The sequence below is a fragment of the Amycolatopsis pigmentata genome, assembly GCF_042684065.1.
Taxonomy (GTDB): domain Bacteria; phylum Actinomycetota; class Actinomycetes; order Mycobacteriales; family Pseudonocardiaceae; genus Amycolatopsis_E; species Amycolatopsis_E pigmentata.
The window spans coordinates 345458-365125 of record NZ_JBHUKR010000021.1; the positions used below are offsets into that span (position 1 = coordinate 345458).

A 19668-nucleotide genomic window follows, 5' to 3' on the forward strand; every position below is an offset into this window, starting at 1 on the left:
GCCTACCGTGCGCGAGCCACGCCCCGTTCGATCGCGGCGATGAGCTGGGGGCGCAGCTCTTCCGGCCGGATGATCGCGTCGACCGAGCCGACCCGGACCGCCCGCTGGATGCTGTGCACCCCGTCGAATTCGGCGGCCACCTCGCCGAGTTTCTCCGCCCGCACCGAGGACTCGACCTCCGCGAGCCGGGTGGCCAGCGTCGCCCGCTCCCCGCCGGTCGCCCCGGCCAGCCGCGTCCGGATTTCCTTGACCCGTGGGTCGTTCGCGGTCCGCGTGTTGACGTCGCCGGCGAACACCACCGCGGCGGCCGGCGCGCCACCGATGACGGAGGCGAACGAGCCGTCCACGGCGAGCACCGTCATGTTCGGGTTGAGCGCCTTGGAGAACACCACGAACGCGCCACCGTGGTACCGCGAAATCACGCAGAACACGATGGGGCCCGAGAAGTTGACGATCGCCCGGCCGATTTCCGCGCCGTACTCCAGCTGGAGCTTGCGCATCGACTCGGGTGAGCCGTCGAAGCCGGACAGGTTGGCCAGCACGACCAGTGGCCGGTTGCCGCTGGCCGCGTTGATCGCCCGCGCGGTCTTCTTCGCCGACCGCGGGAACAGCGTGCCCGCGGTGTAGGCGTCCGGCCCGTCGTTCGGCGGAAAACCGCGCCGTGGCACCGAACGCGACTCGATGCCGATCAGGCAGACCGGCCAGCCGCCGAGGTGCACGTCCTGGACGACCGAGGTCTCCGCGTTGGCCATGCCCGCCCAGCGCTCCAGGATCGGGTGGTCGGCGTCGGCCACCGCCCGCATGAGGGTGCGGATGTCGAAGGCCTTCTTGCGATCGGGATTGGCCTCGCGCGAGAAGATCTGCCCCACCGTGGTGAAGTCGCTGTCCGGCACCGCATGCGGGTAGCCGGAGATGTCGCGGTCCACCGGGTCGGAGGTCGACGCCCGCCGCGGACCGGGCTCGCCGGGCGCGATGTAGGTGTGGTCGTAGTGCGCCATCAGCACGTTGCGGGCGCCCCGCAGATCCGGCGCCCAGTACTGCGCCTGGCCGTTCGGCCCCATCACCCGGTCGTAGCCGCCGATGCCGAAGTTGTCCTCGGCCGACACCCCACCGGAGAAGTCCAGCGCCTGCTTTCCGGTCAGCACCATCGCCGAATCCGGGGTCATCACCAGGATTCCCTTGGTGTGCATGAGCATCGTGGCTTCGGCGTTCCAGTACGGCTGGGCGCCCACGTTGATACCGGTCACCACGATGTTGATCTCGCCGCCGTCCTGGGTGAAGCTCACGATCCGCTTCAGCGCGGCCGCCACCCAGTCCATGTTCTCGGTGCCGGAGTCCATGGAAATCCGCGCGCCCGCGGACAACGCGAACCACTCCAGCGGCACCCGCATCCGCTCGGCGAGGTCGAGGGCCGCGATCACGCGCGAGCACTCGGGTTCGGACAGCGCGCCCAGCGCCTTCGTGGGGTCGCCCAGCAGGACGACCCGGGTGACGCCGTCGGGATACCGCTCGGTCGGCGTGGTCACCACACCCGCGACGATGGCCGCCTTGTTCCGTCCCTTGGGCCGTTCCACGGGGACCAGCACGCCGGTGTCGTCCAGGTCGTATTCGACGAAGCCACCGCGAGGACCGGCCAGCATGTCGGTCAGTTCGTAGGGGTAGACCGTGTCACGGCGACGGGCCCGCAGCACCTTCTGGCGGTAGTCGTCGAGGGGCTGGATCAGCTCGGTGGTCGGCTCGCCGACCGAAAGCGCGACGCCGTTCTCGTAGGAGATCCGCACCGCGATGTCGTGCAGTTCGCCGGTCGCGGGGTCGCGCAGCCTGCCGAGGAACTGGACTTCCTCCAGCCCGGCGCCGGTGGTCCTCGGCAGCACGCGCTGGGCGAGACCGTTGAGGTCGGCGAGGCTCAGCTCGCTCGGCGGCCACACGTAGATGAAGATCCGGTTGGTGTCGAAGCGTTTCTTCGCCGGCCGTCCGGCCTGGACCTTGCGGATGGCGTCGAGGCAGGCGTCCAGCGCTCCTTCCACCGCGGGCAGGGCGAGAATCCGCCCCTCGGCGTCCCGCAGCGGAGTCAGGTCACGCACCTGCGACATCGCGACCAGCCGCTCGTCCGACGGATTCTTCGGGGCGACACAACGGAAGAGGTAGACGTCCTCGTCGGCCGAAGGCAGCCGGGTCAGGTCGAACTCGCGCAGCCTCTGCAGCTCGAGGCGCCGCGCGATCTGCGGGTGCAGGCCGCGGATGATCCGGTCTTCACCGCTCTCGGGACGGAACGTGAAGTGGTGGTGCATGACGGCGCCACTGCGTCCGGCCACCGTCATGGTCACGCGCTCGAGGCCGGCCGGCAGATCCGCGGCTTCGAACACCTCGTGCAACGACGTGGCCATCTCTTCGACGTCCGGCTGATCGTGCCAGGTCAGGTAGATGTCGGCGACGAAGTTCGCGGAACCGCCCAGTTTCGCCACGTCCGTCAGCGTCGCCGGCAGGTCGTCGAAGTCCGTGGCCGCCGCCACGAGCCGGAACGGTTTGCCGCCGAGGTCGTATTCGGCGGTGAAGTACGACTGCCCGCCGATGGTCAGGCACCGGGCATCCGTCGCGCCGCGGTTGCCGTAGTAGCGGCGGCTCAGCACCTCCAGCATCGGGCCGTGGTCGGTGACGCCCGCCCGGCTCATGCGCTGACCGAGCAGCCGCACCAGCGGCTCGGGTGAGGCGACCATGCGCGCGATCCGCTCCGCGCGGTCCGGCGCGTCCGGATGCCGGTCGAGGTGGCTGAGGTGGCGCCGGACCCCGGCGTAGACCTCGGCGCGCTTGCGGCGCAGCATCGGCTGGGCCGCCCATCGGAACACGACGTTGCGGGCCAGGTCGCCGACCACCGGGAAACGGACCTGGGTGGCGAAGACCAGGTGTTCCAGCATCTGTCCGACGACATCGCGGAGATCGTCCGACGGCGGCGCTTCGGTCAGCCACTGCTGCAACAGAGTCGTCGCGATCACCACGTCGGACGAGGCCCGTTGCTGGGCGAGGAAGATCCGGAAGACCGCCTCTTCCAGCGCCGGGGTGCGCTCGAAGTCGGTCACGCCGTAGTGGCCGAGCACCCGGGCGAGCCGAGTGCGGAAGGTTTCCGAGAGTCCGGCCCGCTCGACGTCGAGGCTTTGCAGGTAGGTGTGGAAGTACTCGCGGGGGCTGTGGACCCGGGTGTCGGCGTGGGTCTCCTCGCCCGCGGGCCGGTTGCGGCTCAGCTCGGAGAGGTCGGCGAAGACCTCCAGGAGCTCGACTTCCTCGGGGAGCGGCCTGCCCTTCGACCGGGCGCGCGCGGCGAGATAACCGGAGAGCACCCGGCGCTCGTCGCGGGGATCGACGTCGTAGCCGAGCAGCAGGCTGCGCAGGTCGGCGATGCCCTCGCGCACCTGGACCTCGGCCGACCGGCCGGCCGGTTCCGCGGGCAGTTCCAGGTCGACGGCCTCGGTTTCGGCCACCGCGTCGGCGCCGTCGCCGATCGGCTCGAGGCGCAGCAGGGGCGCGCCCGTTTCCACCTGGCTGCCGACGGAGACCAGGCATTCGCGCAGCTTCGCCGGGAACGGCGCGCGCAGCACGGTCTCCATCTTCATGCTTTCCAGCACGAGCACCGGCGCGCCCGCCTCGACCTCCGCGCCGGGCTCCAGTGGGGTGGCGACCACCAGAGCGGGCGCGGGGGAGCGGAGCACGCCGCCCTCGTCCCGGCTCACCCGGTGGGTCACGCCGTCCACCTCGACGTGGTGAATCGTGCCGTGCGTCGCGGTGATGAGGCGGAAGCGCTTTCCGTTCACGGTGATCCGGCCCGCGTGACCGTCGAACCGCTCGATTTCGGCGTCCACCGTGTGGGTGTCGCCGATCCCGACGCGGAAGCGGCGCCGTCCGATCTTCGCCACGGTCACCCGGTAGGTCGCGCCGCGAAGCTTGAGATCGACCGGCCGGGCGCCCTCGTGCTGGATCAGGGGACGGCCGCCGTGCGCGGTGGACAGCAGACGCTGGCGTTCGACGAGTTCGGAGTCCTCGTAGGCCTCGATCGCGGCGGCGGCCAGCGCGATCCCGGAGTTGCGGGTGGAGACCAGGCGGCCTTCGGTGCGCACGCGGTCGATCCAGCCGGTGTCGGCCGCGCCGCTGATCACCTCGGGCTGGTCGAGCAGATCGAGCAGGAAGCTCTTGTTGGTCGCGCCGCCCTCGATGATCACGGTGGTGCCGCCGATCGCGCGGCGGAGCCGGGACAGTGCCTCGTCGCGGGTGCGGCCGTAGGCGATGATCTTGGCGATCATCGAGTCGAAGTCGGCCGGGATGGTGTCGCCTTCGCTGACCCCGGTGTCGACCCGGATACCCGGCCCGCTCGGCAGGTCGAGCCGGACGATCCGGCCCGGGGCGGGCGCGAAGTCGCGGTCCGGGTCCTCCGCGTTGAGCCGGGCTTCCACCGCGTGGCCGGCTTCGGGCGGGACCGGCCCGGTCAGCCTGCCGCCCGCGGCGACGTGGAGCTGGGCCTTGACCAGGTCGAAGTCGGTGGTCGCCTCGGTGATCGGGTGTTCCACCTGCAGTCGCGTGTTGACCTCGAGGAAGGCGAACAGCTTCTCGCCGGGGTGGTAGAGGAATTCGACGGTGCCGGCGCCGCGGTAGCCCACGGCCAAGGCCAGACGCTCGGCCGCGTTCTTGAGTTCGCGGGCTTGTTCCGGCGCGAGGACGGGAGAGGACGACTCCTCGATGATCTTCTGGTTGCGGCGCTGGACCGAGCAGTCACGCACGCCGAGTGCCCACGCGGTGCCCTGTCCGTCGGCGATGACCTGGACCTCGACATGCCTGGCGCCGGTGACCAGGCGTTCCAGGAACACGACACCGCTGCCGAACGCGCGCTCGGCTTCCAGGCTGGTGCGCTCGTAGGCCTCGGTGAGTTCGTCCGCGTGGCGGACAACGCGGATTCCCCGGCCGCCGCCGCCCGCGGTGGCCTTCAGCATGAGCGGGTACCCGATGTTTTCGGCGGCCTTCAGCGCGGCATCGAGGGTCTCCACCGGTCCGCGGCTCCAGGGCGCCACCGGCACGCCGACCTCTTCGGCGATCAGTTTGGCGCCGATCTTGTCGCCGAGCTTGCGCATCGCGTCCGCGCTCGGACCGATGAACTGCACACCGAGTGACTCGCAGAGTTCGGCGAAGGCCGGGTCTTCGGCCACGAAGCCCCAGCCGACCCAGGCGGCGTCCGCGCCCGTGGCGGTCAGCGCTTCGGCCAGGACGGTGTGGTCGAGGTAGGGGCGCGCGGACGCGGGCCCGAGGCAGTGGCTGTGGTCGGCTTCGCGGACGAAGGTCGCGGCATGCTCGGCCTCGGTGTAGAGGGCGATGGTTTCGATCGGTGGTGCCCCGGTCTCGGCGTTGAGCTCGCGGACAGCGTGGATCAGCCGCATGGCGGCTTCTCCGCGGTTGACGATGGCGATGCGGCGGAACACCGAGCAAGCCTCCCAAGAGTGGCACCAGCAAGGCGGAACCCCCACAGCAGGAGCCCGCGCTCTCTACTCTTCTCGCTACCGCCGGGTACGGAAACGGTGGGAACCGCTACCTGGCACGGCCGAAGTTTGTGGGATCCCGCCAACCATCGACAAGTCGACATGACCCGGCTCACGTCGGCGAGTGGCGCACGTTATGGAGCGATGAGTTGTTTACTCATCGCTCCATTTGCCCGGGTCCGTCGCTAGGGGAGTTGCTGGGCGGCGGTCAGGCGTGAAAGCTCGACCTGGGGGAACGGCCAGGGCCACTGCTCGCCGAAGTCCTCACGTGCGCGGAGTTCCTCCAAGGCGAGGATGAAAGCGCTTACCAGGTTCGAAACCGGCACCTGGGCGGCGAAGAGCAGGGAGCCCCGCCGAGGCAGCCAGGTCTCGTCGGTGAGCCAGTCGGGCTGGGCGAAGGAGTGCAACGCGAGCCCGCAGCGGCGCTCGTCGATGCGGGTCAGATCCAGGAAACAGCCGCCACGGTCGGCGGGCCAGCGGCACGAGACGTCCGGGTTCCCCGTGGCGAACATGCGGAGCGCCCGGACGAGATCGGACAGCGGGTCGGTGCGGGGCCCGGGCAGGTTGGTCGCGCGACAGCTGACCTCTGCCTCGACGGTGGCCAAACGAAGCTCCAGCCCTCGTTCCAGCGCGAAGCTCACCGTGAGCAACGATTCTCCCGACCTTCCCCTGGCGATGTAACACCGGAGGTCCCCGGCCGCCGACAAGCGGTTCCTCATCATTCGCGTCCCCTTCCGGCCTGTCCTCGGTGACGCCGAACCTATGCCGGGATGCCGGTGTTTTCGCCGCGCGTAATGTCCACAATTTGTCCAAACCGTGGTCTGGTGCGAATCCATGCAGGTCAGGGCATTGCGGGCGGACATTCGTCAGGGGCGGAGCGATTGCCCGTTCGTACCAGAGGGGGCGGCGATCGGGGCAATCGCACGATCGCGGCGGTGCGCCACAATCCGGTCTCCAGCCCGTTTTCCGGGCCGCGCCAAGGGGAGCGGGTCGTTATTCTCCGTAACCGCCGTCGCGGTAGCGCGACTGTCCACTTTGGCCGGTCAAGGGCGGGAGAGCCGGTCGAACAGGAAGGCCCGGAGTCCGTCGAGATCAGTGTCGACCGCGATGTCGGCCCGGGCCCCGGCCACCTCGCCTTCACCGACCCCACGGGCGCCGGGCGGCCTGCGGTCGACCAGCGTCGCACCGCGGCCGGGCCCCGCCGAGCAGTCGACGTCGATGGGGAAGGATTCGGTGCGCAGGATGCCCGGGCTGATCGCCTCCGCCACCGCGACCGCGTCGTGGACGGCCATCCCGTCCCAGCCGAGTACCTTCCGGTAGGCCTCGAGGTAGTCCGGGGTCAGCGCGTGGAGCGCGGCACCGACCGGACCGGTGGCGCCGAGCTTGGCCAGCCAGCCCGCCTCCACCGCACAGCGGAGCGTGAGGTCCAGCGGAACCAGGACGGTGGGCACGTCTTCCTCGACCAGCACCCGCCGGGCCGCCTCCGGGTCGCTCCAGATGTTGAACTCGGCCATCGCGGTGCTGTTCCCGCCACCGAGCCCGCCCCCCATGATCACGATCCGGTCGATGCCGGCCTTGAGCTCCGGGTGGACCGCCAGCAGGAGCGCGATGTTCGTCAACGGCCCGATCGGGGCGATCGTCACCGGCTCGCTCGCGGCGGAGATCAGTGAGGCCAGCAGGCTCACCGCACCACCGGGCCCGGGTTCGCGGCCGGGTTCGGGCAGGGCGGCCGAACGGCCGGAGAGCCCGTCGTGCCCGTGGATGTGCGAAGCCCGGCGCGGCTGGGGATGCACCAGCGGCCGGTCGGCGCCCGCCGCCACCGGCACGTCGTCGCGCCCGCACAGGGCCAGCACCCGTAGGGCATTGCGCGTGGTGGCGGCGAGCGACACGTTGCCGAACACCGTGGTCACGCCGAGCAGCTCGACCTCGTCGCTCCTCGCGGCCAGCGCGATGGCGAAGGCGTCGTCCACTCCGGGGTCGGTATCGATGATCAGCTTCGTGCCCATGGCCGTCCTCGTTCTCGCACCCTTTAGTCTCGTCCCATGACATCCATGTGGGGCGCGCCCGTGGTCTCGCGCGTGCACGCCTGGTGGCTGGCGCGCCGCGATCCCCAGCAGGCGCGGTTCCTCACCGTGGACTCCCTGCGCTGGGTGCTGGGGAACCGCGCGTACACCCCCTGGTACCTGGTGCGGTACTGGCGGTTGCTGAAGTTCCGGCTCGCCAACCCCCACATCATCCTGCGCGGCATGGTGTTTCTGGGCAAGGGCGTGGAGATCCACTGCCGTCCCGGTTACGGGAGGCTGGAAATCGGCCGCTGGGTGCACATCGGCGACGGCAACGCGATCCGCTGCCACGAGGGTTCGCTGCGGATCGGCGACAAGGCCGTGTTCGGCAGGCAGAACGTGGTCAACGGCTACCTCGACATCGAACTCGGCTCGGCTACGTTGGTCGCCGACTGGGTCTACATCTGCGACTTCGACCATGTCACCACCGACATCACGCTGCCCATCAAGGACCAGGGCATCGTGAAGTCGCCGGTGCGCATCGGACCCGACACCTGGATCGGCACGAAGGTGTCGGTGTTGCGGGGCACCAGGATCGGCCGGGGGTGCGTGCTGGGCGCGCACGCGGTGGTGCGAGGGGACATTCCGGACTTCTCGATCGCGGTCGGCTCACCGGCCCGGGTGGTACGCGACCGGCGCGCCGACTACGAGGCCGACGCGGAACGACGGGAAGCCATCCGCGACATGGCACGCAAGGCCGACCAGGCCCTGCAGGAAACCCTCGGCGAATCCTGAAAAAGGGACTGTTATCTCCGTGACACCGGTCGCACACGATGAGTCATGGCGAGCATGCTGAGACCATGACTCCCCTTGGCGACTCGCGGCTGCCAAGGTGACTACAGCGCGCGCCGTCGGAGTCCGCTATCGGGGCGGCAGAGCGCCCGGCAGCATCGCATCCGAGGCGTTGGGGGAGGAGCGCTCTGTCGACACGATCGCGGGGGCGCGCAAATTCGCGGAGGGAACGGCCCATGGTCGAGGACGACATCGCACGGGACTATCGCGTGTTCGGACGGGAGGCCCGCGGAAGGTCCCAGGTGTACGAAGAGATCTCCGCGCACGTTCCCGGTGATCCGGGGCTGCGGGAGTTCCTGACCGCGTTGCCACGCCCGAAACAGCAGCCGAATCTCCTTTACGGCGCCGTGCAATACCTCTATGGGCCGATCCGGGACTGGCCGTCGTTTCGCGAGACGGTGCTCGGGCACGAAGACGAGGTCCGTGCGGTGATGATGCGCCGGCGCACGCAGACCAACGAGGCCGCTCGGTGCGCCCTGTTGCTTCCCGCGCTCGCCGCGTTGCCGGAGCCGCTCGCGCTGATCGAAGTCGGTGCCTCGGCCGGGTTGTGCCTGCTGCCCGACCGGTACGGCTACGACTACCCCGGCGGGCGTATCGCGGGCAGTCCGATGTTGTCCTGTCGTGCCAACGCGGCGACGCCGGTCCCGGACCGCGTGCCCGAGATCATCTGGCGGGCCGGTCTCGACCTCAACCCGCTCGACATCACCGACGAAAGCGATTGCGCGTGGCTGCACGCGCTGATCTGGCCTGGCGAGGAGTACCGGCACGACATCCTCCGGCAGGCGCTCGACATCGCGCGGCAGGATCCGCCCCGCGTGGTGCGTGGCGACCTGCGGACCGATTTGGCCACGCTGGCCGCCGAAGCGCCGTCGGACGCCACGCTGGTCGTGTTCCACACGGCGGTGCTGGCCTATCTCCACGACGATGAACCGGGGCGCGAAGCCTTCGCCGAAGCGGTGGCTTCAACCGGAGCGGTCTGGCTGGCGAACGAGTCCCCGCGCGTGATTCCCGGCGTGGAGGCGCCGGGGCCGAGGCCGGAAATGGCGCCTCTCCTCGTCCAGGACGGCCGCCCGCTGGCCTGGACCGACGGCCACGGCACCTGGATCGAGTGGCTCTGAAGTCCCACCCGTCTCCCACCACCACCCTCAACGGACACGCTTCGCGTGGCTCTATCTCGGGCGATGGGCGGCCAGCGCCGTGACCACGGCGGCGATCCGGCGGCGAACCTCGTCATCGTGGATGAGACCGTCCTGGCCGACCATGTCCCGGGTGACGGGAATGTGCGCGCAGGCGGCCTCCACGAGATCGACGTTGAGGTAGCCGAGCACGATCCCCAGTGAGGCGTAGGCGTTCTTCGCGCCGGAGAAGGAGGCGTTGATCCACGCGACCGGTTTCCGGTACATCGCCTCCGCGCCGACACTCCAGTCGAGCAGGTTCTTGAACGAGCCCGGTAGCGCGCCCGCGTATTCCGGTGTGCAGAACAGCACCGCGTCGGCCTCCTTCACCCTGCCGCGCAGGTCCGCGACCGCCGGAGGAAGTGGCTCGCGGTCGTCGTCGGGGTCGAAATGGGGGAGGTCGGTGAGCCCGTCGTAGTCGTCGACCACCACGGGGTCGGGTGCCACCGCCGCGACCGTGCGCAGCACCGCCGCGTTCGTGGAGCCGGATCGTGTGCTGCCACAGATCGTGAGCAGCTGGAACGTGGTCGTCATACCCCGATGCTAGGGAGTGGCGGACCCGGTGTGTTCAGGCGAACCGGTGGGCCACTTCCTGCCGCAGTACGCGGATGATCTGTCCGACGGCGGGCGGGTGCGGTCCGGGGAGACGGGCCAGGACGACCCGTCGGTGTTCGGCAGCGCCGCCCTGGACCTCGACCAGCCGGACGCCCGCCGGAATCGCGTCGGCCAGACCCGGGGGCACGGTGGTGATCCCGCAGCCCGCCGCCACCAGGTGGAGCTTGGTCAGCCAGTCACGGGCGGTGTGGGCGATGTGTGGCCGGCCCGGCACACCCGGCCACACCCCCATTCCTGGCTCGACGGCGCTCGACGGGCTCGCGATCCAGTCCTGGCCGGCCAGATCCTGTACGTCGACAACGCCTCCTGCCCCCAAGGCGCTGCCGGCGGGCACGGCGAGCAGCAGCGCGGTCTCGGCGAGAGTCAGGCATTCCAGGGCCGGAGTCTGTTCGTCCAGCGGCAGATAGGGCGGCCGGGAGCCGACGATGGCCAGATCGATCGTCCGCGCCCGCAACGCGCGCACGAGTGCCGGCGTCCCGGTCTCGCGTGTCGTGACCCTGATATCAGGGTGCGTGCGGCGCAGCGCGGCCAGAGCGCGCGGCAGGATCAGCGCGCCGGCGCTGGGGAACGTGCCAAGCCGTACGACGCCGCGCTCGGGCGGCAATCCCTTGAGCTCCCGCCCGGCCGCGGCCAACGCGTCCAGCGCCACCACAGCGTGCTGCAGCAGTGTCAGGCCTGCTGGGGTCAGGACGACACCTCCTGGCCGGCGGTCGAACAGCTTCAGCCCGGCGGACCGTTCCAGCGCGGCGACCTGCCGTGAGACCGCGGACTGGGTGTACCCGAGTTCCGTCGCCGCGGCGGTGAAGCTGCCGCGTTCGGCGACCTCGCGCAGCACTCGAAGGCCCGTCAGCGACGGCTCCATGACGTTCACGCATACATAGTATGCCAGACTTTCGCTGGCCGCATGGGCCCGTGGGGCATAACGTCGATGGTGCCGGTACCACCGGCGACCTCTGATTCCCTTATTCCTCAAGGAGTATGTCCATGCCGTTCGTCGAGATCTACCTTCGCAAGGGCAAGACGCCGGAATACCGCAAAGCGATTTCCACGGCGATCCACGAGTCGATGCGAGAGGTCTTCCAGATCCCCGAGGACGACTTCTTCCACGTCGTGCACAACCTGGAACCCGAGGACGTCTTGCACCCGCCGATGTTCTTCGGCCTCGAGCGCGGTCCCGACTCGGTGATCATCCGGATGACGTTCAACCACCGGCCCCCGGAACAGAAGGCCGCGTTGATCGAAGCCATCGCCGATCGCCTCGTGGCCACCGTGGGGATCCGCCGTCAGGACATCCTGATGACGATCCTGGAGACCGCCGCGGAGAACTGGTGGGCGCATGGCCGGACCATCGACCCCGAGACCGGCTTCGACACCCGGATGACCGCGGAGGCCATGGCAGCGGGCAAGGTCGACTGAACTCCGGCCCGCGGGGGAGTTTCTTTCGCCGGTGAGCCCGCCGCGCGGGCGGGCTCACCGGAAAGGACAAGCGCGTCAGCCCTTGGGCACCGCCGGGTAGGGCACGAAGGTGCTCGTGTTCTCGTCGACCGTCAGTTCTTTGCCGATGGTCGGGAACGCCCGCTGCGGGCAGGCCTGCCGGTCGCACACCTTGCAGCCCATGCCGATCGGGGTCGCGCCGTCGCGGTCGTCGAGGTCCAGCCCCGCCGAATAGACGAGCCGCCGGGCGTGCCGCAGTTCGCAACCCAGTCCGACGCTGAACATCTTGCCCGGGCTGCCGTAGCCGCCGATGTTGCGCGCGACGGTCCGCGCGATCCAGAAGTAGCTCTTGCCGTCGGGCAGGGTGGCGATCTGTGTGATGATCTTGCCGGGCGCGGTGAACGCCTCGTAGATGTTCCACAGTGGACACGCGCCGCCGACCCGCGAGAAGTGGAAACCGGCCGCGGACTGGCGTTTCGACATGTTCCCCGCCCGGTCCACCCGGACGAAGGAGAACGGCACACCCCGCATCTTGGGCCGTTGCAGGGTCGACAGGCGGTGGCACACCGTTTCGAACCCGACGCCGAAGTGATCGCACAGCCGCTCGATGTCGTAGCGGTAGCGCTCGGCGGTGGACAGGAAGGTGCGGTAGGGCAGGATCAGCGCGCCCGCGAAGTAGTTCGCCAGCCCCACGCGGGCGAGTGAGCGCGCGGCCTGACCGGAGAACGCCCACGAATCCGCCAGTTCCGTGATCAGGTCGTCGTATTCCAGCACCGCGATCTGGGATGCCATGCGGAACGCCCGTTGCCCGATCCGGAGGTTGGGCGCGAGCCGGAGCACCCGGGGAGAGCGCTCGTAGCGATGCTGTTGTCCGGTCGCCTCGTCGATCCCGTCGGTGGTGACCGTTACGCCGTAACGCTCGGTCAGACGCTCGAGGAGCGCGTGGTGCACGTTGCCACGGCGCAGGCCTATCTCCTCGGACATCCGCTCCGCGCGTTCGTCGAGTTCGGCCACGTAGTTCTCGCGCTCGTAGAAGAAGTCGCGGACCTCTTCGTGCGGAAGCGGCGCGGCGGCGCTGCCGTGCAGGCCCATGCCGTTCTCGGTGACGAGCGCGGCCGTGGCCTCCACCGCGGTGCGATAGTTGCGGTGCAGTTTGACCAGCGCCTGCGCGATCGCGGGGAGGTTCGTCGCCAGATCGGTCAGCTCACCATTGGTGACCTCCACGCCGAGGGCCTCGTCAAGCAGGACCTCCTTGACGTCGGCGACGAGCCGGGAGGTGTCGTTGCTGGCGAAGAACTCGGTGTCCACGCCGAACGCCTCGGTGATCCGGAGCAGGACCGGCACGGTCAGCGGACGCGAGTTGTGCTCGATCTGGTTGAGGTAGCTGGGGGAGATTTCCAGCAGACGGGCGAGATCGGCCTGGCTCATGCCCCGGTTTTCGCGAAGATGGCGCACCTTGGCACCGGCAAATGTCTTGTCCATGGGGGCATCCTCCGAAGATCTTCCGGTCCGAACCGATCAAGGAAACGGTTCAGTGGCGGCAGTTGCCAACTGCTCGTTCGCAACCTTCGCAATATGTTACGGAAGATTCGCATAAATTGGCAAATTGGAGCGGTAGCGGCCCCTGTGCAGGGCATGTCATGGTCGGGGTAGCCAAGGGAGTCATCGCAACATTCGCAAAGGTGGAGAAGTCGCATGGCAGAGCAGTTCGAGCGGGAAGCCAGGGAACTGGCCGCGAAGTGGGAAAGCGACCCCCGCTGGGCCGGTGTGAAGCGGTCCTACGACGCCGCCGACGTGATCAAGCTGCGCGGCAGTGTGGTCGAGGAGCACACGCTCGCCCGCCGCGGCGCCGAGAAGCTGTGGGACCTCCTGCACACCGAGGACTACGTCCACGCGCTCGGCGCGCTCACCGGGAACCAGGCGGTGCAGCAGGTGCGCGCCGGCCTCAAGGCGATCTACCTTTCCGGCTGGCAGGTCGCGGCCGACGCCAACCTGGCCGGGCAGACCTACCCTGACCAGAGCCTCTACCCGGCCAACTCGGTGCCGGCCGTGGTCCGCCGGATCAACAACGCGCTGGGCCGTGCCGACCAGATCAACTGGGCCGAGGGCAACACCGACATCGACTGGTACGCCCCCATCGTCGCCGACGCCGAAGCCGGCTTCGGCGGTCCGCTCAACGCCTTCGAGCTGATGAAGGGCATGATCGCGGCCGGTGCGGCGGGCGTGCACTGGGAGGACCAACTCGCGTCCGAGAAGAAGTGCGGTCACCTCGGCGGCAAGGTGCTCATCCCCACCAAGCAGCACGAGCGCACGCTGAACGCGGCCCGGCTGGCCGCCGACGTGCTCGACGTGCCGTCGCTGATCGTGGCCCGTACCGACGCTCAGGCCGCCACGCTGATCACCAGCGACGTCGACGAGCGCGACCGGAAGTACATCACCGGCGAGCGCACCTCCGAGGGTTTCTACAAGGTGCACAACGGAATCGACCCGTGCATCGACCGTGGTCTGGCCTACGCCGAGTACGCCGACCTGCTCTGGATGGAGACCTCCGAGCCCGACCTCGAGGTCGCCCGGAAGTTCGCCGAGGCGATCAAGGCGAAGTACCCGGACCAGATGCTGGCCTACAACTGCTCGCCGTCGTTCAACTGGCGGAAGCACCTCGACGACGCGACGATCGCGAAGTTCCAGCGCGAACTCGGCCACATGGGCTACAAGTTCCAGTTCATCACCCTGGCCGGCTTCCACGCCCTGAACTACTCGATGTTCGACCTCGCCAAGGGTTACGCGTCCGACGGCATGACCGCCTACGTCGACCTGCAGCAGCGCGAGTTCGCGGCGGAGGAGCGCGGCTACACCGCCACCAAGCACCAGCGCGAGGTCGGCACCGGCTGGTTCGACCTGGTGTCCACCGCGCTGAACCCGGAGAGCTCGACCACCGCGCTCACCGGTTCCACCGAAGAAGCCCAGTTCCACTGATCACGATCGACACAGTGCAGCGGCCGGGTCGTGAGTGGCGCTCGCCGCGTCCACTCACGACCCCCGACCAGCGGAAGGCCCGCCATGTCCCACACGTTCACGTCCCGTGTCCACATCACTGGTGAAGTCGCCGAGCGGTTCGGTGAGATTCTCACCCCGGCCGCGCTGGATTTCGTAGCGCGGCTGGACAACGCTTTCGCGGGCCGCAGGCGTGAGTTGCTCGACGCGCGGCGCCTCCGCCGGGAGGAACTGGCCGGGAGCGCGGATCCGCACGAGGTGTTCGGCTTCCGGCACGAGTCCCGCTGGATCCGCAACGATTCCTCATGGCACGTCGCGGCCCCCGCGTCCGGGCTCGAGGACCGCCGGGTGGAAATCGTCAGCGCGCCCAGCGACCGCGACGCGGCACTCGACGCGCTCAACTCCGGTGCGCGGTCCTGGATCGCGGACCTGGGCGAGGGGACGTCGCCGACCTGGCGCAACGTGATCGGCGGGCAGCTCACGCTGTTCGACGCGATCCGCCGCGACCTCACCTCGGCCTGGGACACGCGCCGGACGATCGGCGACCAGCCGGCCACCATCGTGGTCCGTCCGCGCGGCTGGCACATGGTGGAAAAGCATCTGCGCATCGACGGCCGTCCGGTTTCGGCGAGCCTGGTGGACTTCGGTCTCTACTTCTTCCACAACGCGCGTCAGTTGCTCGCGCGGGGCAGCGGCCCGTACTTCTGCCTGCCCGGCTTGGAAAGCCACCTCGAAGCGCGACTCTGGAACGACGTCTTCCTGCTGGCACAGCAGGAAATCGGCATTCCCCGCGGCAGCGTCCGGGCCACTGTGCCGATCGAGACGGTGCCCGCGGCCTTCGAGATGGAAGAGATCCTTTACGAGTTGCGCGAGCACGCCGCAGGGCTCGACCTCGCCCGGCCGGGCTATCTCTTCAGCGCCATCAAGACCTTCGGCGAACTCGGCGCGGACTACGTCCTGCCGGACAGCGACCAGGTGACCATGGACGCACCGTTCCTGCGTGCCTACACCGACCTGCTCGTGCGGACCTGCCACCGGCGAGGCGCGCAGGCGATGGGCGGGGTTTCTTCCAGTGACCCGGCGTCGGTCCGGGTGGAGAAGGAACGCGAGACCGTTGCCGGCTTCGACGGCTCCCGGGTGGCCGATCCCGCGCTGGTTCCCTTGTGCGAGGAGGTTTTCGACGACGTGCTCGGCGGCTGGCCCGACCAGCGGGGCAAACTGCGCGAAGACGTCGTGGTCTCCGCCGAGGACCTGTTGAACCTGGCGAGCACGGGCGGCGAGGTCACCGAGAACGGGCTGCGTGCCAACATCGCCCTCGCGCTGCGCTATGTGGATTCGTGGCTGCGCGGCACCGGAACCGCGGTGATCGCCGGTTCCGTCGCGGACGCCACGAGTGCGGAGACGGCGCGATGCCAGGTGTGGCAGTGGGTCCGCAACGGCACGAAGCTCGCCGACGGGACCGCGATCACGCCCGAGCTGGTGAGTGAGTTCCTGGACGAGGAACTCGCCTCGGCCGAAGGCGACCGTCTCGACGACGCGCGAGCGATCTTCGAAGAGACCGCCCTCGGTGAAAAGCTGCCCAGCTTCCTGACCACGGGCGCCTACGCGCGCTACCTCACGGACCTGCGTTAGAAGCCCCTCGAACCGGCGGTTTTCCGCTCCTGACCGGAAAACCGCCCTCCCGCGCCCGTGGTGGCCTTACGGGTGCGGACTTTCGGGCCCGGTGGGACTGCCCCCTCTCCCACCGGGCCCGTCGTCGTCCGCGGGAAGCGAAGCAAGGAGCGTTTACTACGGACTATTCGTAGTAAACGCTCCTTCTTCCAGTTCAGACGTAGGGCTCGAAGACGTTGCCGGTGGGGATCTTGGGACGGCCGAACTCGGCCGGACCGGCGAACCGGGTGCGGCGGTAGACCGCGGCCGTGGCGGCCGCGATCTGCACCCAGTCGAAGTCGGCGGCGAGGCGGGAGCGCGCGGTGCGGGCCCGGCGCCGGGCGGCCTGACGGTCGCGGAGCACGGCGTCCACGGCGGCGGTCAGGGACGGGACGTCTCCGGGGGTGAAGGCGAGACCCGTCACCCCGTCGATCACGACCTCGCCGAGTCCACCCGCGGTGGAGGCGACCAGCGGTGCCTCGGCGGCCGCGGCTTCCAGCGCGACGATGCCGAAGGGCTCGTAACGGCTGGGCAGCACGACGGAGTCCGCGGCGGCGAGCACCGCCCGCAGTTGCCGGTCGGGCAGGTGCCCGGCGAAGGTGACCGCGCGCCGGATGCGCAGTTTGCGTGCCTGCTCCACCAGTTCCTCGCGGTGGCGGCCCTGACCGGCCACTACCAGCCGGGTGCCGGGGTGCGTGCGCCGGATGTCCGGGAGCGCGGAGAGCAGGTCCTGCACCCCCTTCTCCCATTCGAGCCGGCCGAAGTACAGCAGCAGGGGCTCGCCGGACGGGGCATAGGTCGCCCGCGCGCGGGCGATCTCGTCGTCCGGGACCTGCCAGCCGCGTTCCTCGATGCCGTTGTGGATCACCGTGATGTCCTCGGCGGTGAGCTCGAACAGCCCGGCCACCTCGGCGCGCATCGCCTGGGAACAGGTGATCAACGCGTCCGATCGGTTGGCCAGCCACCACTCGACCGAGTGGACTTGCTGATTCAACGCCTGGGAGAGCCATCCCGAGTGGCGGCCTGCCTCCGTGGCGTGAATAGTGCCGACGAGCGGAGTCCGGGCCGATTCGGCCAAGGCGATGGAGGGGTGGGTGACCAGCCAGTCGTGCGCGTGCACGATCTCGGGCTGCCAGCTGCGGAGCAGTTCCAGGCCCGCGCGGATCATGGAATGTCCCATGGCCAGCGTCCACGCGACCAGATCACGTTCGAAGGTGACGTGGAGCGGGTCTTCGGCGACCCGGATGACGCGCACGCCGTCGACGGTCACGTCCGTGGTCGGGTGCGTGCTGGCGTCCGTGCCCGCGTCGTGCCGGCACAGCACGACCACCTCGTGCCCGTCCCGGACGAGGTGACGGGCCAGTGCGTGCACGTGGCGGGCGAGCCCGCCGACGACGACCGGCGGGTACTCCCAGGACAGCATCAGCACGCGCATGGCGGGAAGGTTACTCACAAGTCAACTTGGACCAGAACCTTCGGGAGAGCCTGACGACTCCGTTCGTGACATTGCTCACGGCCGTGGCGGTGCCGCTACGTCGCCGGACCACCGGCGTGTCGCGAAGCCACCGCGTCCACCGGCCTGAAACGACAGGGGAGAGGACAGGAGTGCGCAGGACGAGTGCGTGTTTCCGGGCGCGCGCCTTCGGAAGGCTGCCGAGGCGGGTGGCAGCCGTTATGGTCGGAGTCCTTATGGCATCGGCGGAGATCGCGCGAGCGAACGCGACGGACTGGGTGGCGAAGGCGGCGCCGTTGCCCACCCAATGGACGAACCAGGCAGGCCCGGGCAACGCGCTGCCCGACTATCCGCGGCCTCAGTTGACGCGGCGGGCCTGGCAGAACCTCAACGGCGTCTGGGAGTACCACGGCTCCGAAACCGGGGCGGCCCGGATCCTGGTCCCGTACCCGCCGGAATCGGCGCTGTCGGGCATCGGGCGGCACGACGACGTCATGACCTACCGCCGCACTTTCACCGTGCCGCCGGACTGGCGCGACGAGCACGTCCTCCTGCACTTCGGCGCGGTGGACCAGACCGCGACCGTCTGGGTGAACGGGCGCGAGGTCGCCACCCACCGTGGTGGTTTCACCGAGTTCTCGGCCGACATCACGTCGGCGCTGAAACCCGGTGGCGAACAGGAGATCGTGGTCCGCGCGGAGGATCACGACGAGGCCGCGCCGTTCGCGGTGGGCAAGCAGCGCGCGAAGCCCGGCGGCATCTTCTACACCGGTTCGTCGGGCATCTGGCAGACCGTCTGGCTCGAACCGGTTCCCGCCGTGCATCTCGACAAGCTGGACATCGTCGGCGACCTCACCGGTTTCACCGTCACGCCAAGGGTTTCCGGCGGGGACGGACAGGTGGAGGTCGTGGTGCACGACGCCCAGGGCACCGAGGTGACCAGGGCGAGCGGGCAGGCCGGGCAGCCGCTCCGCCTCACGGTCGCGCGGCCGCACCTGTGGACCCCGGACGACCCGTACCTCTACGCCATCTCCGCCCGTCTGACCGGTCAGGACGCCGGAAAGACCGACGAAGTGCGCTCCTATGGCGGGCTGCGCACGGTGAGTCTCGTCGCCGACACCCTTGGCAGGCCGCGCATCGCGCTCAACGGCCGGATCACCTTTTTGCACGGCCCGTTGGACCAGGGATTCTGGCCGGACGGGCTGCACACCGCGCCGACCGACGAAGCGCTGCGATCCGACCTGGACAAGATCAAGGAACTGGGTTTCAACTTCGTCCGCAAGCACGTCAAGGTGGAGCCCGCCCGCTGGTACCACTGGGCGGACCGGCTGGGCCTCCTGGTGTTCCAGGACATGCCCTCGCCGCGGTTCGGGCCGGACGGTTCGCCTCCCCGGGACGGTAAGGCCGACTTCGAGGCCGAGTTGACCGCGATGATCGGCCAGCTGGCCAACGCACCGTCGATCATCGGCTGGGTGCCCTTCAACGAGGGATGGGGTGAGTACGACACCGTCCGCATCGCCCGGGCCGTCAAGGCCGCCGACCCGACCCGGCTGGTGGACGCCAACAGCGGGGTCAACTGCTGTTACTCCCATCCCGATTCGGGCGCGGGCGACCTCTACGACGACCACACCTATGTCGGGCCGGGACGCTCAGCCGTGCGGGACGCGCGGGCGGTCATCGACGGCGAGTACGGCGGTCTCGGACTGGTGGTGGCCGGGCATTCCTGGCCGGGCGAACCGCAGGCGTACGAGATGACCACAAGTCCGGCGCAGCTGACCGAGCGATATGTCGAGGTGAGCCGCGAGCTGGAGACCCTGGCCCGCGACGAGGGGCTGTCGGGCGCGATCTACACCCAGATCACGGACGTGGAGAACGAGGTCAACGGTTTCCTCACCTACGACCGGCGCGTGGAGAAGCTCGACTTCGCGGTCGCGGCACGGCACAACCGTGCGGTCATCGCCGCCGGATCCCAGTAG

The 19668-nt window shown here is 69.3% G+C and carries 13 protein-coding genes; 6 read left to right on the forward strand and 7 right to left on the reverse strand.

The genetic code is table 11. The features are described from left to right. Positions 1-2: 2 nt before the first annotated feature. The 3 genes from ACFSXZ_RS32895 to ACFSXZ_RS32905 form a co-directional block, all read right to left on the reverse strand. Positions 3-5459, reverse strand: coding sequence for an ATP-binding protein (locus tag ACFSXZ_RS32895; protein WP_378269558.1), 5457 nt, complete (start codon positions 5457-5459; stop codon positions 3-5). Between the two features lie 242 nt (positions 5460-5701). Beyond that, positions 5702-6238, reverse strand: coding sequence for a hypothetical protein (locus ACFSXZ_RS32900; RefSeq protein WP_378269560.1), 537 nt, complete (start codon positions 6236-6238; stop codon positions 5702-5704). 321 nt (positions 6239-6559) lie between these two features. Next, entirely contained in the window at positions 6560-7522 is a 963-nt protein-coding gene (locus ACFSXZ_RS32905) for a nucleoside hydrolase (protein ID WP_378269561.1), read from the reverse strand. A 36-nt stretch (positions 7523-7558) separates the two neighbouring features. Between ACFSXZ_RS32905 and ACFSXZ_RS32910 the strand changes: the two genes are divergently transcribed. Both ACFSXZ_RS32910 and ACFSXZ_RS32915 read left to right on the forward strand, forming a co-directional pair. Further along, entirely contained in the window at positions 7559-8314 is a 756-nt protein-coding gene (locus tag ACFSXZ_RS32910; RefSeq protein ID WP_378269563.1) for an acyltransferase, read from the forward strand. A gap of 233 nt (positions 8315-8547) precedes the next feature. Next, entirely contained in the window at positions 8548-9489 is a 942-nt protein-coding gene (locus ACFSXZ_RS32915) for a DUF2332 domain-containing protein (protein ID WP_378269565.1), read from the forward strand. Between the two features lie 51 nt (positions 9490-9540). Here ACFSXZ_RS32915 and ACFSXZ_RS32920 read toward each other — a convergent pair whose 3' ends face one another. Together ACFSXZ_RS32920 and ACFSXZ_RS32925 are read right to left on the reverse strand one after the other, a co-directional pair. Further along, positions 9541-10080, reverse strand: a complete 540-nt coding sequence (locus ACFSXZ_RS32920) for an NADPH-dependent FMN reductase (protein ID WP_378269566.1) — start codon at positions 10078-10080, stop codon at positions 9541-9543. 34 nt (positions 10081-10114) lie between these two features. Beyond that, entirely contained in the window at positions 10115-11032 is a 918-nt protein-coding gene (locus tag ACFSXZ_RS32925) for a LysR family transcriptional regulator (RefSeq protein ID WP_378269567.1), read from the reverse strand. A 113-nt stretch (positions 11033-11145) separates the two neighbouring features. Here ACFSXZ_RS32925 and ACFSXZ_RS32930 point away from each other — a divergent pair, with 113 nt between their 5' ends. Then, a complete protein-coding gene (locus ACFSXZ_RS32930) occupies positions 11146-11577 on the forward strand; it encodes a tautomerase family protein (protein WP_378269569.1) in 432 nt (143 codons plus the stop codon). A 75-nt stretch (positions 11578-11652) separates the two neighbouring features. On the opposite strand, the gene ACFSXZ_RS32935 is transcribed toward ACFSXZ_RS32930, so the two are convergent. After that, a complete protein-coding gene (locus ACFSXZ_RS32935; protein WP_378269570.1) occupies positions 11653-13077 on the reverse strand; it encodes a short-chain fatty acyl-CoA regulator family protein in 1425 nt (474 codons plus the stop codon). Between the two features lie 213 nt (positions 13078-13290). On the opposite strand from ACFSXZ_RS32935, the gene aceA reads away from it, so the two are divergent. Both aceA and ACFSXZ_RS32945 read left to right on the forward strand, forming a co-directional pair. Continuing rightward, positions 13291-14571: an isocitrate lyase gene (gene aceA, locus ACFSXZ_RS32940; RefSeq protein ID WP_378269572.1), complete on the forward strand. Its 1281-nt coding sequence runs from the start codon at positions 13291-13293 to the stop codon at positions 14569-14571. An 84-nt stretch (positions 14572-14655) separates the two neighbouring features. Then, positions 14656-16221: a malate synthase gene (locus tag ACFSXZ_RS32945; RefSeq protein WP_378269574.1), complete on the forward strand. Its 1566-nt coding sequence runs from the start codon at positions 14656-14658 to the stop codon at positions 16219-16221. Positions 16222-16414: 193 nt separating this feature from the next. On the opposite strand, the gene ACFSXZ_RS32950 is transcribed toward ACFSXZ_RS32945, so the two are convergent. After that, complete coding sequence (locus ACFSXZ_RS32950; protein ID WP_378269576.1) at positions 16415-17674, reverse strand: glycosyltransferase family 4 protein; 1260 nt, start codon at positions 17672-17674, stop codon at positions 16415-16417. A 254-nt stretch (positions 17675-17928) separates the two neighbouring features. Here ACFSXZ_RS32950 and ACFSXZ_RS32955 point away from each other — a divergent pair, with 254 nt between their 5' ends. Further along, positions 17929-19668, forward strand: a complete 1740-nt coding sequence (locus ACFSXZ_RS32955) for a glycoside hydrolase family 2 protein (protein ID WP_378269577.1) — start codon at positions 17929-17931, stop codon at positions 19666-19668.

Bases quoted from the DNA above. Each gene is read 5' to 3' on its own strand.
- ACFSXZ_RS32900 (WP_378269560.1), bottom strand. From the start codon at position 6,238: ATGATGAGGAACCGCTTGTCGGCGGCCGGGGACCTCCGGTGTTACATC.
- ACFSXZ_RS32915 (WP_378269565.1), top strand. From the start codon at position 8,548: ATGGTCGAGGACGACATCGCACGGGACTATCGCGTGTTCGGACGGGAG.
- ACFSXZ_RS32920 (WP_378269566.1), bottom strand. From the start codon at position 10,080: ATGACGACCACGTTCCAGCTGCTCACGATCTGTGGCAGCACACGATCC.
- aceA (WP_378269572.1), top strand. From the start codon at position 13,291: ATGGCAGAGCAGTTCGAGCGGGAAGCCAGGGAACTGGCCGCGAAGTGG.
- ACFSXZ_RS32935 (WP_378269570.1), bottom strand. From the start codon at position 13,077: ATGGACAAGACATTTGCCGGTGCCAAGGTGCGCCATCTTCGCGAAAAC.
- ACFSXZ_RS32905 (WP_378269561.1), bottom strand. From the start codon at position 7,522: ATGGGCACGAAGCTGATCATCGATACCGACCCCGGAGTGGACGACGCC.
- ACFSXZ_RS32910 (WP_378269563.1), top strand. From the start codon at position 7,559: ATGACATCCATGTGGGGCGCGCCCGTGGTCTCGCGCGTGCACGCCTGG.
- ACFSXZ_RS32945 (WP_378269574.1), top strand. From the start codon at position 14,656: ATGTCCCACACGTTCACGTCCCGTGTCCACATCACTGGTGAAGTCGCC.
- ACFSXZ_RS32930 (WP_378269569.1), top strand. From the start codon at position 11,146: ATGCCGTTCGTCGAGATCTACCTTCGCAAGGGCAAGACGCCGGAATAC.
- ACFSXZ_RS32950 (WP_378269576.1), bottom strand. From the start codon at position 17,674: ATGCGCGTGCTGATGCTGTCCTGGGAGTACCCGCCGGTCGTCGTCGGC.
- ACFSXZ_RS32955 (WP_378269577.1), top strand. From the start codon at position 17,929: ATGGCATCGGCGGAGATCGCGCGAGCGAACGCGACGGACTGGGTGGCG.